Genomic DNA, 14,589 nt, shown 5'->3' on the forward strand with positions numbered 1-14,589 from the left:
AAAGGTCCTCCTCCAGCGTGCCGGGAAGGCCCTTCCTCCCCGGACATCACCACAGAGGGCGCAGCGGCCTCCGGCTGTGACGTCACGGCGGGGCGCCGTGACGGGCCTCACATCCGGGCCGCCCCGTGTCACACTCCCGGCCCCGGGGACCTCTTCGGTCATGGCAGACAAGGAGGACGCATGACCGCCACGCCGCCGCCCCACCCGGTCGACTCCGTCACCGACCGCTTCCTCGGCCACCGCGAACTGCTCTTCTCGGTGGTCTACAACATGCTGGGCACCGTCGCCGACACCGAGGACGTGCTCCAGGACGTGTGGCTGGCCTGGTCCGCCCGGCACCGCAGGCCCGACGCCGAGCCCGTCGAGAACGCCCGCGCGTACCTGGTGCGGATCGCCGTGAACCAGGCGCTCGCGCGGCGGGCCGAATTGAGTCGCCGTCAGGAGAGCTACGTGGGCACGTGGTTGCCCGAGCCGCTGACGGCCGCCGACGATCATGCTGCCGCGGGGGCCGAGCGGGCCGAGGCACTGTCCATGGCCCTGCTCGTCGTCCTGGAGACGCTGTCCCCGCTGGAACGCGCCGTGTTCGTCCTGCACGAGGTGTTCGGATTCGCGCACCCGGAGATCGCGCGGATCCTGGACCGCTCGCCGACGGCCGTCCGCCAGCTCGCCACCCGGGCGCGCCGCCACGTCCACGCCCGCCGGCCCCGGCACCGGCCCGGGGCGGACCTGCACGCGCAGGTCACCGAGCGCTTCGCCGCGGCCGCGCTCGGCGGCGACCTGCGGACGCTCCTCGAACTCCTCGCACCCGATGTGACGCTCTGGACCGACGGCGGTGGCAAGGGCCCCGCGGTCAGCCTGCACCCTGTCCGCGGCCGCGACAGCGTCGCGGCCGTCTTCATGGCCGTCGCCGGCGCCCTGCCGGCGCAGGGCTTCGACCTCCGCCACCGCCGGGTGGCCGGCGACCCCGGCGCCCTCGTCCTCGCCGACGGCAGCCCGCTGGCCGTCGTCGTGGTGGACCTGTCCCCCGAAGGGGACCGGATCGCCCACGTCTTCTCGATCACCAACCCGGACAAGCTCGCCGGAATCCGGCCGCCCGCGGTCTGAGGGTCATCACGGCCCGGGCGTGGCCCGCAGGGCGCGGCGGCCGGCCAGGGCGCGGGCGGCCGCCCGGCTGGCGGGCCGGCCGAGCGCTGCCCGGGAGGTCTCCCGGAGCAGTACGGCCGCACGGAACGCGGCGGTCGCCGCGGCCCCGTGCCGGCGCCCGTAGAGCCGGACCCGGTTGAGCGTCAGCAGGGTCCACAGCCGCGGCGACACCTGCGAGTCGCCGCCGAGATGGGTGGCCGTGGCCGCGGGCTCCAGCCGGGTCACGAAGCCGCGGTCGCGGGCCCGCAGGCAGTATTCGGTCTCCTCCGAGTACAGGAAGAAGGACTCGTCCCAGGCCCCGCAGGCTTCGAGGCACTCCCCGGACAGGGCCATCAGCGCACCGGTCGCCCAGTCCGCGACCGTCGCCCGCTCGTACGCGGCCGGATCGGTGACCATCTCGCTCCACCGCGGGAACCGCCCGGCCCGGCGGTTGCCGAGCACCGCCTCGCCGAGCGCCCGCGTCACGAGGGACTCCCGGCGCAGCGAGAGCAGGAGCGTACGGCCGTCCTCCTCGTACAGCAGCGGGACGCTGATCCCGACCCGGCCGCCACCGGGCGCCGCGGAGCCCAGCGCGTCCACGAGCACCTTGGCGCAGCCCTGCCTCATCCGGACGTCCGGATTGCAGACCAGGGCAGCCCCGAAGCCGCCCTCCCACTCGGCGGCGGCCGCCAGGGCGGCGTTCACCCCGGCCGCGTACCCCGCGTTGCGGCCGGTCTGGACGACCGTCGCGTCCGGGGCCAGGGAACGGATCAGCTCCACGGTGCCGTCGGCCGAGTCGTTGTCGGCGACGACCAGGCGCCAGTCGAGCCCGGCCATGCCCTCGGGCAGCGAGGCGAGGAACTCCGCAAGCACCGGGGCGCTGTTCCAGGTGACGACGAGGACCGCTACGGGGCCGGTACCCGGATGCGGTCGGCGGGCGGCCGGCTGACTGAACTGCATGGGGACTCCACGGTTGCGGGCTCCGGCGCGGCGCGCCGGATGAACCCGAGGTAGCTGCCTCCGGCGGCGATCGTCAGGAAGAACACCCCGGCGAACATCGGGAAGCTGAGGGCGTCGAAGGTGGCGGCGATGACGAGCGAGACCAGGGCCGAGGCGAAGAACGCCTGCCCCAGTTCCCGGTCGGACTCGGTGCGGGCCAGCCTGCGGATGGCACCGCCCTGGTGGATCCCGGTGAACAGGAGGACCAGGAGCGCGAGCAGCCCCACGAGGCCCATCTCCGCCAGGGTGAGCATGTACTGGTTGTCGGTGAAGAAGAACAGCTCGGGCAGGAAGGTCCCGAAGCCCCGGCCGAACAGCGGCCGTTCGCCGAGATAGGGGACGATCGCGCTGTACTTGACGGTCCTGGCCTGGGTGCTGCTGTCGGAGTTCGTCACGAACGAGGCGAAGAGCGCGGTGATGGTGCCGATCAGCCCCGGGATGATCACCTTGAAGCAGGCCACCGAGCCCATCAGCAGACCGATCGCCGCCCACCGCCGCTCCGGCTTCCACCGCAGCACCATCACCAGCACCACGATGAGCGCCCCGATGATGGAGGTCCGCGACACCGTCAGCGGCAGGGCGCCGCCCATGAGCACCACCGGACCCCAGCGCCGCCAGGCGCGCAGGTGCCCCCGTACCGGATCGAAGGCCTGCTGCACGGCGAAGGGCAGCAGGATGGCGAGCATCCCGCCGAACTCCAGGGGCTGCGCCGTGGTGGCCCGCGGCCGGGTGAAGGAGCCCCGGTCCAGGGTGGTGATCTGGGCGACGCTGGACTGGAGGCCCGGGATGGAGATGCTGTCGGCGATGTTCGTCGCGGTGAAGAAGTCGTAGAAGCCGACGGCCGCCACGATCGTGCCCATCACCACGGCCCGGCGCAGCAGCACGTCCAGCCGGGCCCGGTCCTGGATCCCCGCGGAGACCAGCACCACCAGGGACACCCAGACGAGCAGTCCGATCAGCCCGCGGTCCGCCGCCAGGATCTCCTTGTGCGAGCTGCCGCGCATCGCGTTCGCGAGGTAGGAGGCCAGCACGGAGAAGGCCAGCAGGCACATCACCACCCGCGGCAGCCGGGTGCCGGGGGCCGGCCGCAGCCGGCCGGTGATCCACGCCGCCAGGTACCAGAACAGGCACAGCAGCGCGAACACGTTGGCAGGAGTGCCCACACCGCCCATCCCGGGCAGGGTCAGGTTCGAGGGGATGAAGAAGGCCAGCGCCAGGTAGCAGCTCAGCAGGGCGGTCGCGTCCAGCTGCCGCCCCCAGGGCTTGCGGCGGCCGCGCCCCCGCGCCGGGGCGTCCGAGGCCGAGCGACGCCGCCGCAGCGTCGCCAGCAGGCTGTCCGTCAGGAAGGAGAGGGTGAAGGCGGCCGTGGTGCCCAGGATGACGACGCCCAGCACCTGCTGGTAGCGGCTCTTCATCTGCGGCACCGGCGTCTGCGGCAGCACCACCGGGGCCGTCTGCACCATGTACGCGGGCTTGACCTTGGCCGCGGCCTGGAGCGCGTTGAGCGTCTCCCCGGCGAACGCCGTCAGCTTGTTGGTCTCCTCCAGCACCTTCGTCCGGTCGGTGCCCGTGACGGACAGCGTCAGCATCGGTCCCGAGGTGTTCGCGGCGAACCCGACCGTGTAGGGATCGGTCACACCGATGCCCTGCAGGTCCCGCGCCGCGTCCGTCCCCGACAGCGTCCTGATCAGCACGTCCGCGGTGACCACCAGCGAACCGCCGGCGTTCGCGATGGGATTGCCGAAGGCGGGGGCCAGTTCGGCCACCGCGGTGGAGTCCAGCAGCGCCACCGAGCTCTCCGACTGGTAGGCCACCGGCACCGAACGGAACAGGTGCACCCCCGCGAGCAGGCTGATCAGCGTCAACGGCACCATCACGTACCAGCGGCGCCGGAGCACCGCCACGATCTCACCGATGCTCATGAACACCCCCCGGACAGGCCGCAATTGATGGCGGGCCTACCCATGTCCTGCAAAGATCGGTCACAACGGAAGGAATCCCTGTGTCGCCTGGTGAGTTGGTCCGTGCGCTGCGTCGGCGCTGGTACGTCCTGGTCGTGGCGGCGGTGCTCGCGGCCGCCGGAGCGTGGCAGGTCCTGCACCCCACCCGGACGTACCTGAGCACGGCGATCGTCGTACTGAAGCCGCCGGTGACGGACACCCAGCCCAACCAGCTCGCCAATCTGCAGCCGCCGCTCGCCGCCGTCTCCTACGCCGCGGTGCAGCAGCTGGACTCGCCCGCCGGTGCCGACGAGCTCCGCACCGCAGGAGTGCACGGCACCTACCGGCTGATCCCGCGCAACAGCGGAACCAGCGTCACCCCTCGCTACCTGATCCCCTCGCTCCAGATCCAGGCGGAGCAGGCCGGGCCGGCCGCCGCCGACGCGGCCGTCCGGAAGATCATCGAGGTCTACACCAAGCACCTCACCGACCTGCAGACGCAGCAGGGCGTTCCGGACGCCGCGCGGATGAGCGTGACGCTCCTGGTGCCGCCCACCGCGGTGGTGCAGACCGGCAACAAGAGCCGCGGCCTCGCCGGGGCCGCCCTGCTGGGCGGCGTCGGCGGCGTGGTCGCGGCCCTGTGGACCGACCGGCTCCTGACACGCCGGAGCCGGAGCCGGCGCCGGCGCACTGCCGCCGACGCCGGTCCGGTGGTCCGGGCCGAGGAGCCCGAGCGGGCGCCCCTCGCCGGGGCGACCCGCTGAACGCACGGGGCGGATCATCAGATCCCTCGGCGCTTCCAGGACCGCCACCACAGCCACTCGCGCCCCCGGTCGGCCACGGCCGACAGCACGAGCGGCTGGAGGTAGGGCATGGTGCGCGCCCCGATGCGCCGCCGCCTGAGCAGCGCCCGGTACTCGGCCAGCGAGGTGTAGTCCTCGGGCAGGCACTCCGCGGCGAACTCCACGAGCTCGTCGACCGGCACCACCGCGGTGCGGCCCCGGTCGTACGCCCGGTAGGCGCGCCGCAGTGCGTACCGGGCGAGCCGGGTGCGCGCCGACAGTGCCAGCCGGTCGGAGCCCGGCAGCAGCCCGGAGCACTTGTCCAGCACCGAGTCGAAGGCGACGAGGCGCTGGCGCAGGTCGTCGAGCTGCCCGCCGAAGTCCGTGGTGGACATGTTGTTGCCGTGGACCCGGTAGAAGGCCTGGTCGGCCCCCTGGACGTAGCCCACGTCGGCGTGCGCCGCGAGCCGCATCCACATCTCGATGTCACCGGCGTGCGGCAGCTGGGGGTCGTAGCCGCCGACCTTGCGCTGGAGGCTGGTGCGGACGACCACCTCGGGTGAGGTGATGCACCCGGTGCCCTCCCGGAACCGCCGGTCCAGCCACCACCGTCCGGGGTAGACGACCGATCCGGTGCTGCGGGTACGGGCCGCGGGCAGCGGCCCGCCGTGCCGGAAGCGCAGCGGCCTGCCGTAGCAGAACCCCGCCTCCGGATGGGCGTCGAGCAGGGCCGCCGCCCGCACCAGGGCCCCGGGGACCAGCCGGTCGTCCGCCGACAGCAGGGCGACGTAGTCCCCGTCGGCCCACTCCAGCAGGCCCTCGTTGTAGGTGGCGATGTGGCCCTTGTTGCTCTCGTGGACCCGTACCTCGATCCGCGGGTCGGAGGCCGCCAGTGCGCGGGCGACCTCCGCGGAGTCGTCGGGCGAGGCGTCGTCGATGATCAGTACCCGGACGTCCACGCCCTCCTGCTCGTCCAGCACGCTTTTGACGCAGTCCGCCAGGAAGTGGCCGTACTTGTAGCAGGGGATCACCACGCTGACGGTGCTCACTGCCCGCTCACCTCCGTGGACGGCCCGGCCTGCGCCGCGACCGGGGCGGTGGTGGTGAAGACCGGGCCGACCCAGTAGTTCACCGAGCCGAAGGTGTTCGAGGGGAAGACCGTGGCCGCCCCGTACTTGTAGAGCCCGTTGGCGCTGCCGGCCGCGTCGGCCGGGGCCACCAGCGGGTAGGAGCGGTGGGCACCGGTGAAGTAGCCGCCGTCCACCGAGTAGTTGCCGTTCGGCGCGTGGTAGGAGGCCACGTACGTGGTGCCCGCCGTGATGGGTACCGGCGTGGCGAACTGCAGCTGCTGCCAGCCGGTCAGGGTCTCGCTGCCGAAGGTGCCGGTCGCCAGCAGGGTGCCGGAGGCGGACCACAGGCTGCCGGTGTGCGTGCCGGTGTTGCCGGGGCCCTTGTAGAAGGTGACACCGGTGATGTAGCCGTTCACCGCGGACTGGAAACGGGTGCCCAGTTCCACGGAGTTGGCGTCGTCGCCCACATTGGCGCTGCTCGGCGTCGCCGCGCCGTTCCACAACGTGCACGGGCAGTTCACCGTCGGCGGACTGGCGCTCGTGGTGAAGTTCCACGTGACCGGCGCGCCCATCGCGTTGCCCCACAGGTCGGCGGCCTGGACCGACGCCGTGTAGGTGGAGTTCAGGGCCAGTTCGGAGGACGGGGTGAAGGTCGCGCTGTTCGACGCGCCCAGCACCTTGGTGCCCGGTACGGCCGCGCCGCCGGAGTCCTTCACCGAGAACACCAGGGTGTCCGCGTCGATCGCGTTGCTGAAGGTGGCCGTCACGGCCGCGGTGATCTGGGTGCCGGTGGCCGCGGACTGAGGCGAGGTGGCGGTCACGGTGGGCGGGGCCGTGCTCGCGGTGGAGGTGTCCAGGACCGCGTCCACCCAGTAGTTGCTGCCTGACGAGGCGGTGGACGGGAACCCGCCCGTGCCGCTGTAGCGGTAGACGCCGTTGCCGCCGTCCGTGCCGCTCTTCAGCGCGGTGAGCGGGGCGAGGCCCGCGCTGCCCGCGGCGAAGGTGGTGTCGAAGGAGTAGCCGCCGTGCGGGGCGAAGTAGGAGGCGACGTAGGTGGTGTTCGCCTTGACCGGGACCGGGGTGGCGAAGTTCAGCTGCTGCCAGCCGGAGGCCGTCTCGTTGGTGAAGGTGCCGGTGGCCAGGCGCTGGCCGGTGCTGCTCCACAGGCTGCCGGTGTGGGTGCCGGTGTTCGCGGGGGACTTGTAGAAGCGGACACCGGTGATCGAACCGGCCACCGAGGACCGGATCTTCACGCCGAGCTCGACGGCGCTGCCGTCACCGGCGTTGACGGTGCCCGGTACGGCCGCGGCGGGCCACACCGTGCAGGGGCATTGCTGGGGTCCCACCGTCAGCGGCACCGTGGTGGTGGCGCCGATGTTGACGCTGTCGTCGACCGCGCGCACCTTGATCTGCGCGGAGCCCTGCACGGTCGGGGTCCACGTGTAGCTCCAGGACGCCAGGCCCGTGGTCGCCTTCCAGGTCGTCCCTCCGTCGGTGGACACCTCCACCCGGGCGACCACGCCGCCGCCGGTGTCGGTGGCCGTGCCCGTGACGGTCACCGGCCGCAGCGCCGGTACGGTCGCGTTCGCCGCGGGGCTGGTCACCGTGATGCCCGGGCCCACGGTGTCCGTGGAGGCGGTGGAGGCGACCAGGTTGCTCTGCAGCGACCTGGGCTGGACGCCCATGTCGGCGAACACGTTCACCGTGGCCTGCTGCATCCGCTTGTCCTCGGTGACCACCGCGTCGTCCGGATTGCCGGTGGGCATGTTGGTCAGGCCCCAGGACCACTGCACCGTTCCCGCGCCGAAGACCAGCGCGTGCGAGGTCTGGTCGCGGAAGGCGACCAGGCTGTGCGTCGCGGTGCCGTTCCCGTACGTGTTGCCGTAGTCCTTCAGGAGCTTGCCGTCCTCGATGTCCACGGTGGTGGAGGACATCTGGATCTGCCCGGCGGGCCGGCTGGCGTTCTCCACGTCGCTGTCCCACTCGTAGCCGAGCGTGCCGGCGGGGAACGTGGCCGTCTGGGACGGGGTGAGGCTCGCCACCGTGGTGTTGCGCCACAGCCGCTGCTTGGCGAAGGTGCCGGGCACGGTGATCGCGTCGCTGCGGTACCCGTTGACGCTGAACATCGAACCGGTCAGCTGGTTCTGCGGCTGGAAGGGCCGCCCGTTGGTGGCGCCGGCCGGGTCCATGAAGGTGCCCGTCCAGATCCCGCTCGGGTCGGGGATGCCGTTCGGCTGCGGGAAGGACAGCTTGGTCTCCTTGTACGAGACCAGCGTCCGGTTGGCGGTGTTCGCGCCGTCGATGCTCGGGGCGAGACGGGTCTTCCAGAAGATCTCGTTGCCCGCGAAGTACGTCTGGTGCTGCCCCGCCCGGCGCGCGTTCAGGGCGTTGGTGAACTGGTCCTGGGTCCAGTACTCGTCGTGCCCGGAGGACATGAAGACCTTGTGGTTGGGCATCAGGGTCGCGCCGCGCACCGACATGTCGATTCCGGACATGTAGCTCACGTCGTAGCCGTTGCGCTCCAGCCAGGCGACCATCTGGAACTCGGAACCGTAGATCCCGTTGTCCCCGCCGATGTCCATGGGCCGGTTGTAGCTGACCTCGTACGCCCGCCCGTCCGGGGCGGGGCCGCCGCCGTCGTACAGGTCCTGGCCGCCGTAGTTGTTGTACGCCTGCCAGGTCTGGTCGCTGGTCTGCACGACGATGTCGGAGTGGCTGGAGTCGTTGCGGACGACGAACGGGTAGGGCATCACGCCGTTGCCGTCCGCCTGGTCGAAGTTGACGACGTAGAGCCCGGACACGGCGTCGGCCGGCACGGCCCACGTCGCGGTGACGGGCCAGTTCCCGCAGTCGACCAGACCGGTGGCGGCCTTCTTGGCGCAGGCCGCCGGGTTGCCGCCCGGCGCGAAGTTTGCCGGGTACGTCTGGGCCGCCTGGGCCGCGGTCGACATCAGGCGGGCGCCGGTGCCGCCGTAGTGGCCGAGGCGGTAGACCGAGACCTTGTACGCCGTCGACGACTGGATCTTGAACTGCAGGGTTTCGCCGGCCTGGACGCTCGTCTGGGCCGGGAAGCCCTTGATGTCGCCGTAGGCGCTGGGTGCGAACCAGTCCTCCATCGGCGTGCCGGGCTTGGAGTTCTCGCACACGATGGCGTTCGTGGTGGGACCGCAGGGATCGGCCGCACCGGCCACCGCCGCCGGCGGCATGACCGTGGCCATCAAGGCCGCGACCACGGTGAAGAGACCGTAACGGAGCAACCTTGTCCGTCTGTTCATCTGGACCTCATTGTTTGCGTGAGCGCGAGGGGTCAGCGCAGGGCGTCGCGGAGCGTGTCCACGACCCGCTGCTGCTGGGCAGCGGTGATCTGCGGGAAGAGGGGGAGCGAGAGCATCCGGTCCGCCGCCTGCTCGGCGTGCGGGAAGTCGCCGCGGCCGTGGCCGAGATGGCCGAAGGCCGGGGTGAGGTGCACCGGGGCCGGGTAGTGCACACCCGCGCCGATGCCCTCGGCGTTGAGCTTGCCGACGACGGCGTCGCGGTCCGCCCCGGCCACCCGGACGACGTACAGGTGCCACACGTGGACGTTGCCCTCCGCCGTGACCGGCAGGGTGACCCGTCCGGAGCCGGCGAGGTCGCCCAGCAGCTCGTCGTAGCGGGCGGCGGCGGCCCTGCGGGCCGCGTTCCCGTCGGCCAGCCGGGCCAGCTTCGCCCGCAGGACCACGGCCTGCAGGCCGTCCAGCCGGCTGTTGAACCCGGCCACGTCGTGACGGTACTTGGCCACGCCGCCGTGGTTGGCCAGCGCCCGGACCAGGTCCGCGCGCCCCTCGTCGTCGGTCACCACCGCGCCCGCGTCGCCGTACGCCCCCAGGTTCTTGCCCGGGTAGAAGCTGGTCGCGGCGATGCCCCCGCTGCCGGCGGAACGGCCGTCGCGGGTCGCGCCCTGGCTCTGCGCGGCATCCTCGACGATCCTCACGTGGGCCGGCAGCCCCGCGACGAGCGCCGCGGTGTCGGCGCACTGCCCGTAGAGGTGGACGGGGACCACCGCGCGGGTGGCCTTGCCGACGGCCTCCAGGGCCGCCCGCGGGTCCATCAGCAGGGTGTCGGGGAGGCAGTCGACCAGCACCGGCCGGGCCCCGATCCGGGCGACGGCGCCCGCCGTGGCGATGAAGGTGTTCGCGGGCAGCACCACCTCGTCGCCCACGCCCACCCCGCTCGCCCGCAGGGCGAGTTCCAGGGCGTCGGTGCCGTTGGCGACACCCACGCAGTGCCCGACCCCGGCGAATTCGGCGTACTCGCGCTCGAACGCGCGGACCTCCGCACCGCCGATGAAAGCGGTGTCGGCGAGCACACGGTCGAAGCCCGCCCGTAATTCCTCGGCGACCTCGGCGTGCGCCGCCTTCAGGTCGACCAGCGGTATCTGGTTCATGCGAATGTGCTCCCCATCCGTGTCTCCGGCCAACGGCCGGCCGTCTCCTCGCCATCGGCCCGCAGCTCGTCGAGCGCCGGACCGCCCGCCTCGCGCAGCCGGCGGGCGGGGCTTCCGGCCCACACCTCACCCGGCGGCACATCGGCCAGGACCGTGCTTCCCATCCCGGTCAGCGACCAGGCGCCGACCGTGGTGCCCTCGCGCACCAGCGCGCCCGCGCCCACGTACGCCCCGCGCCCCAGCCGGACCCCGCCGCCGAGGCGGACCCCCGAGGCGAGCGTGGCGAAGTCCCCGACCCGGTCGTCGTGGGTGAGCACCACGTGCGGCATCACCGCCACGTGGGACCCGAGGCGCACGGCGGCCGTCAGCACGCTGTGCGCGAGCAGGACCGAACCCGCGCCGAGCAGCGAGGACCCCGACACCACCGCCGTGGGGTGGACCACCGTCGCGTAACGGCTCCCGGGCAGCCCCAGGCGCCGCACCAGGCGGGCCCGTACGGCGTAGTCGCGCGGACTGCCCGCGCAGACCACCACCCGGGCGGCCGACAGTTCGTGCACGAGGTGGCTGCCGCCCAGCACCGGCACCCCGTCGACCTCCCGGCCGTGCAGGGCCGGATCGTCGTCGAGGTGCCCGGCGAGCCGCCACTGCGGGGCCCGGCCGTACGCCGCCGCCGCGGCGGCAGCGTCCCGTACGGCCTGGGCGGTCTCGCGGGCGAACCCGCCCGCGCCGACGATCAGCAGGTCCTCGGTCCGCCGCTGCGGGCCGCTCATCCGCCCGCCTGTTCGCGCAGCACCGCCACCACCCGGTCCTGCTGCTCCCGCGTCATCGTGTGGAACAGCGGCAGGATCAGGGAGTCGCGGCTGATCCGCTCGGTGACCGGCAGCGGCGCCGCGCCGTGGTCCGCGTACGCCGGCTCCAGGTGCGAGGCCATGATGCCGCGCCGGGCCGAGATCCCGGCCTCCGACAGCACCGCGAGCAGCTCGTCCCGGCCGACCGGGAAGTCCTCGGCGAGCAGCACCCAGTACGACTGGAAGTTGCCCTGGCCGTGTCCGGGGTCCCGGACCGGGCGCACGCCCGCAACCGCGCCCAGCAGCTCCGCGTACCGGGCGGCGAGCGAGCGCCGCCGGGCCACGATCTCGTCCAGCCTGCCGAGCTGCACCAGACCCACCGCGGCCTGGATGTCGGTCATCCGGTAGTTGTAGCCGACCTCCAGATAGCTCTCTGCGATCGGCTTGCTGCTCGCGTGCCGCTGCGCGGCGGACACGTTCATGCCGTGCTCGCGCAGCCGGCGCAGCCGTTCGGCCCACTGCGCGTCGTCGGTGGTCAGCATGCCGCCCTCGCCGGTGGTGATCACCTTGCGGGGGTGGAAGGACCAGGCGGCGAGCAGGGCGCCGTGGCCCACCGACTTGCCGCCCACCGTCGCGCCGATGCCGCAGGCGGCGTCCTCCACCAGGGGCACGTCCCAGTCGGCGCACGCCGCGCGCAGCGCGTGCACGTCCGCGGGCACCCCGCCCTGGTGGACGGCGAGCACCGCCCTCGTCCGGGGTGTGCGGACCGCGTCCACGGTGGCCGGGGTGAGGTTGCCGGTGGCCTCCTCGACGTCGGCGAACACCGGGTGCGCACCCACGTAGCGCACCGCGTTGGCGGTCGCGATGAACGACAGGGAGGGGACGATCACCTCGTCGCCCGGACCGAGCTCCAGCGCGATCAGGGCCAGGTGCAGGGCGGTGGTGCACGAGCTCACCGCGATGCCGTGCTCGGCGCCCACGCGCTCGGCGAAGGCCCGTTCGAACTCGGCGACGCGGGGGCCCTGGGCCACCCAGCCGGAGAGCACCGCGTCGGCCGCGGCCTTGGCCTCCTCCTCGCCGAGCCAGGGCACCATCACCGGGATCCGGGCGGCGGAGGCGTCCGGAGCGGCGTCCGGGGCGCTCATCGAGCCGCCCCGGCTGCCCCGTCGGCGGCGTTCGCGGTGACGTTGGCGGTGGCGTTGGCGGTGGCGTTCGCGGTGGCCGCGTCGGCGGCCCGCTCGGCCCGCCACCAGTCGACCAGGTCCCGCAGCCCGCTGCGCAGGTCGATCCCGGCGGTGAAGCCGAGGCGTTCCGCGGCCTGCGAGGTGTCCGCGAGCCGGCGGGTGACGCCGTTCACGGCCCGCGCGGGTCCGTGCTCGGGCACCAGCCCGTCCGCGCCCATCGCCTCCAGCAGCCCGAGCGCCAGGTCGAGCAGGCTGGTCTCGGTCCCGCTCGCGACGTTGAAGACCTCATCGGTCAGATCGGACTCCGCGGCCAGCAGATTGGCCCGCGCGATGTCCCGGACGTGGACGAAGTCCATGGTCTGGGTGCCGTCGCCGAGGATCAGCGGCGGCTCGCCCGCGGCGATCCGCTCCATCCAGCGGATCAGCACCTCGGTGTAGAGCCCGTGGATGTCCATCCGGGGGCCGTACACGTTGAAGTAGCGCAGGGCCACGTAGTCCAGCCCGTACATGGAGTGGAAGCTGCGCAGCACGCCCTCGTTGAAGGCCTTCGCCGCACCGTAGAAGGTGTCGTTGTTGTACGCGTGGTGGCGCTCGGTGGTCGGGAACTGCTCGGCCAGGCCGTAGACCGAGGCGGAGGACGAGGCGATCACCTTGCCCACCCCGGCGGCCGCGGCCGCCTCCAGCACGTTGAAGGTGCCGTCGACCATGACCTCGTTCGCCAGCCGCGGTTCCTCCGCGCACTGGGTGATCCGGATGGCGGCGAGGTGGAACACCAGCTCCGCGCCCTCCGTCGCCTTGCGCACCGCGGCCACGTCGCGGATGTCGCCCTCGACGACCTCCACCACGCCGCTCGGCAGGGCGCGGGCCAGGTTGGCCGTCCGACCCCGCACGAAGTTGTCGAGCACCACGACCTCGCGTGCCCCGTTGTCCACCAGCAGGTCCACCAGGTGCGAGCCGATCGTGCCCGCCCCTCCGGTGACCAGAATCCTCTTGCCTCGTACGCTGCTCAACGCCCTGCCCCCACTGAATTCGGTCGTGGTCTTGCGTGTGATCGGACTGCGGTCGGTCAACGCCCGGTGCGCAGTCCGACGACCGCTCCGCGGAACTCCAGGCTCCGGGAGGCGGCTTCCAGGATGTCCAGTACCTTCAGTCCCGCCCGGCCGTCGGTCAGCGGCGGCCGCCCCGTCCTGATGGACGCGGCGAACTCCTCGACCATGCTGCGCAGAGCCTCCTTCTCACCGATCGCGGGCGCCACCATGTCGCCGGTGCGGTAGGAGACGAGCATGTCCCGGCGCTCGTCCGCGCCGATCTCCTGCGGGGTGCTCAGGTCCACTCCGCGGTCGAACACCGCGACCCGCTGCGTGGGGTTGAGGTCGTCCCACACCAGGGTGCGCTTGGAGCCGCCGACCATGGTGGTGCGCACCTTGGTCGGGGAGAGCCAGTTGACGTGCACGTGCGCGATGGCGCCGGTGTTCAGCTGGAGCGTCAGATAGGCCACGCAGGACTGGCCGGCCCCGATCGGATCGGCTCCGTGGGCTGCGACGGCGACCGGCCGGACGTGGTCCGGGAGAATGAAGTCCAGGACGGACAGGTCGTGGGGGGCGAGGTCCCACAGGACGTCGATGTCCTTCTGGACGAGCCCCAGGTTGATCCGTACCGAGTCCACGTAGTGGATGTCGCCGAGTTCGCCGGAGCGGACCATCTCCCGGATCCGGCCCACCGCCGGGGTGTAGCAGTACGTGTGGTCGCACATCAGGGTGAGACCGCGTTCCTCGGCCTCGTTCACCAGCCGCAGCCCGTCCTCGTACGTGGCCGCGAGGGGCTTCTCCACGAGGACGTGCTTCCCGGCGCGCAGGGCGGCCAGAGCGACGTCCAGGTGCGTACCGGCCGGAGTGGCCACCGCGACCGCGTCGACGTCCGGGTCGGCGAGGACCGCCTCGTAGTCGTCGGTCGCCTGGACCGTGGAGTAGGCGCCGAGCACCTGCCGGGCGCGGTCGACGTTCAGGTCGCAGAGCCACCGCAGCCGGAACTGCTCGCTGGACTGGAAGTTGCGGACGAGATTGGGGCCCCAGTAGCCCGCACCGACCACGGCGACGCCTAAGGGGCCCGCGGACCCCCGGCCGTTGCCGCCGGCGCTCTGCTCCGCGTCCTTCGCGGTGTCCTTCACAGCGTTCCCCTTCCTTCCGCGCACGCCGGACGGCGTGTCGCCAACTCATGGCCGGGACGCGTGTGATGGAGGGAAGTGCCGTCGACGGCAGCCCGGACGCCTGCGCGTCGCGTG

11 protein-coding genes are annotated in these 14,589 nt (G+C 72.5%); 2 read left to right on the forward strand and 9 right to left on the reverse strand.

Annotated elements, in window-relative coordinates:
- Nucleotides 1-180 precede the first annotated feature (180 nt).
- A complete protein-coding gene (locus OG753_RS32225; protein WP_405791101.1) occupies nucleotides 181-1,104 on the forward strand; it encodes a sigma-70 family RNA polymerase sigma factor in 924 nt (307 codons plus the stop codon).
- Nucleotides 1,105-1,110: 6 nt separating this feature from the next.
- Here OG753_RS32225 and OG753_RS32230 read toward each other — a convergent pair whose 3' ends face one another.
- Together OG753_RS32230 and OG753_RS32235 are read right to left on the reverse strand one after the other, a co-directional pair.
- Complete coding sequence (locus OG753_RS32230; RefSeq protein ID WP_405791102.1) at nucleotides 1,111-2,082, reverse strand: glycosyltransferase; 972 nt, start codon at nucleotides 2,080-2,082, stop codon at nucleotides 1,111-1,113.
- Complete coding sequence (locus tag OG753_RS32235; RefSeq protein WP_405791103.1) at nucleotides 2,028-4,043, reverse strand: O-antigen ligase family protein; 2,016 nt, start codon at nucleotides 4,041-4,043, stop codon at nucleotides 2,028-2,030. The genes OG753_RS32230 and OG753_RS32235 overlap by 55 nt, the downstream gene beginning before the upstream one ends.
- An 80-nt stretch (nucleotides 4,044-4,123) precedes the next feature.
- On the opposite strand from OG753_RS32235, the gene OG753_RS32240 reads away from it, so the two are divergent.
- Entirely contained in the window at nucleotides 4,124-4,825 is a 702-nt protein-coding gene (locus tag OG753_RS32240) for a hypothetical protein (protein ID WP_405791104.1), read from the forward strand.
- A gap of 17 nt (nucleotides 4,826-4,842) precedes the next feature.
- Here the strand turns inward: OG753_RS32240 and OG753_RS32245 are convergent, their stop codons facing one another.
- From OG753_RS32245 to OG753_RS32275, 7 genes are read right to left on the reverse strand one after another with little or no spacing between them, the layout of a single operon-like run.
- Entirely contained in the window at nucleotides 4,843-5,892 is a 1,050-nt protein-coding gene (locus OG753_RS32245) for a glycosyltransferase (protein WP_327265107.1), read from the reverse strand.
- Complete coding sequence (locus OG753_RS32250) at nucleotides 5,889-9,188, reverse strand: DUF4082 domain-containing protein (protein ID WP_405791105.1); 3,300 nt, start codon at nucleotides 9,186-9,188, stop codon at nucleotides 5,889-5,891. The genes OG753_RS32245 and OG753_RS32250 overlap by 4 nt, the downstream gene beginning before the upstream one ends.
- A 32-nt stretch (nucleotides 9,189-9,220) precedes the next feature.
- Complete coding sequence (locus OG753_RS32255; RefSeq protein WP_405791106.1) at nucleotides 9,221-10,336, reverse strand: DegT/DnrJ/EryC1/StrS family aminotransferase; 1,116 nt, start codon at nucleotides 10,334-10,336, stop codon at nucleotides 9,221-9,223.
- Complete coding sequence (locus tag OG753_RS32260) at nucleotides 10,333-11,106, reverse strand: NeuD/PglB/VioB family sugar acetyltransferase (protein WP_405791107.1); 774 nt, start codon at nucleotides 11,104-11,106, stop codon at nucleotides 10,333-10,335. Before OG753_RS32260 ends, OG753_RS32255 begins: the two co-directional genes overlap by 4 nt.
- Nucleotides 11,103-12,269 carry a DegT/DnrJ/EryC1/StrS family aminotransferase gene (locus OG753_RS32265; RefSeq protein WP_327265111.1) on the reverse strand — a complete coding sequence of 389 codons (1,167 nt, stop codon included), beginning with the start codon at nucleotides 12,267-12,269 and terminating at the stop codon, nucleotides 11,103-11,105. Before OG753_RS32265 ends, OG753_RS32260 begins: the two co-directional genes overlap by 4 nt.
- Nucleotides 12,266-13,318, reverse strand: a complete 1,053-nt coding sequence (locus tag OG753_RS32270; protein WP_405791108.1) for an NAD-dependent epimerase/dehydratase family protein — start codon at nucleotides 13,316-13,318, stop codon at nucleotides 12,266-12,268. Before OG753_RS32270 ends, OG753_RS32265 begins: the two co-directional genes overlap by 4 nt.
- A gap of 56 nt (nucleotides 13,319-13,374) precedes the next feature.
- On the reverse strand, nucleotides 13,375-14,475 hold the full coding sequence (locus OG753_RS32275; protein WP_327265113.1) for a Gfo/Idh/MocA family oxidoreductase: 1,101 nt from the start codon (nucleotides 14,473-14,475) through the stop codon (nucleotides 13,375-13,377).
- Nucleotides 14,476-14,589 lie beyond the last annotated feature (114 nt).

The organism is Streptomyces sp. NBC_00029, assembly GCF_045160505.1.
Lineage (GTDB): Bacteria > Actinomycetota > Actinomycetes > Streptomycetales > Streptomycetaceae > Streptomyces.

Excerpts from the sequence above, each read along its gene's own strand:
- OG753_RS32260 (WP_405791107.1), bottom strand. The coding sequence starts at position 11,106 with ATGAGCGGCCCGCAGCGGCGGACCGAGGACCTGCTGATCGTCGGCGCG.
- OG753_RS32225 (WP_405791101.1), top strand. The coding sequence starts at position 181 with ATGACCGCCACGCCGCCGCCCCACCCGGTCGACTCCGTCACCGACCGC.
- OG753_RS32265 (WP_327265111.1), bottom strand. The coding sequence starts at position 12,269 with ATGAGCGCCCCGGACGCCGCTCCGGACGCCTCCGCCGCCCGGATCCCG.
- OG753_RS32230 (WP_405791102.1), bottom strand. The coding sequence starts at position 2,082 with ATGCAGTTCAGTCAGCCGGCCGCCCGCCGACCGCATCCGGGTACCGGC.
- OG753_RS32255 (WP_405791106.1), bottom strand. The coding sequence starts at position 10,336 with ATGAACCAGATACCGCTGGTCGACCTGAAGGCGGCGCACGCCGAGGTC.
- OG753_RS32235 (WP_405791103.1), bottom strand. The coding sequence starts at position 4,043 with ATGAGCATCGGTGAGATCGTGGCGGTGCTCCGGCGCCGCTGGTACGTG.
- OG753_RS32250 (WP_405791105.1), bottom strand. The coding sequence starts at position 9,188 with ATGAACAGACGGACAAGGTTGCTCCGTTACGGTCTCTTCACCGTGGTC.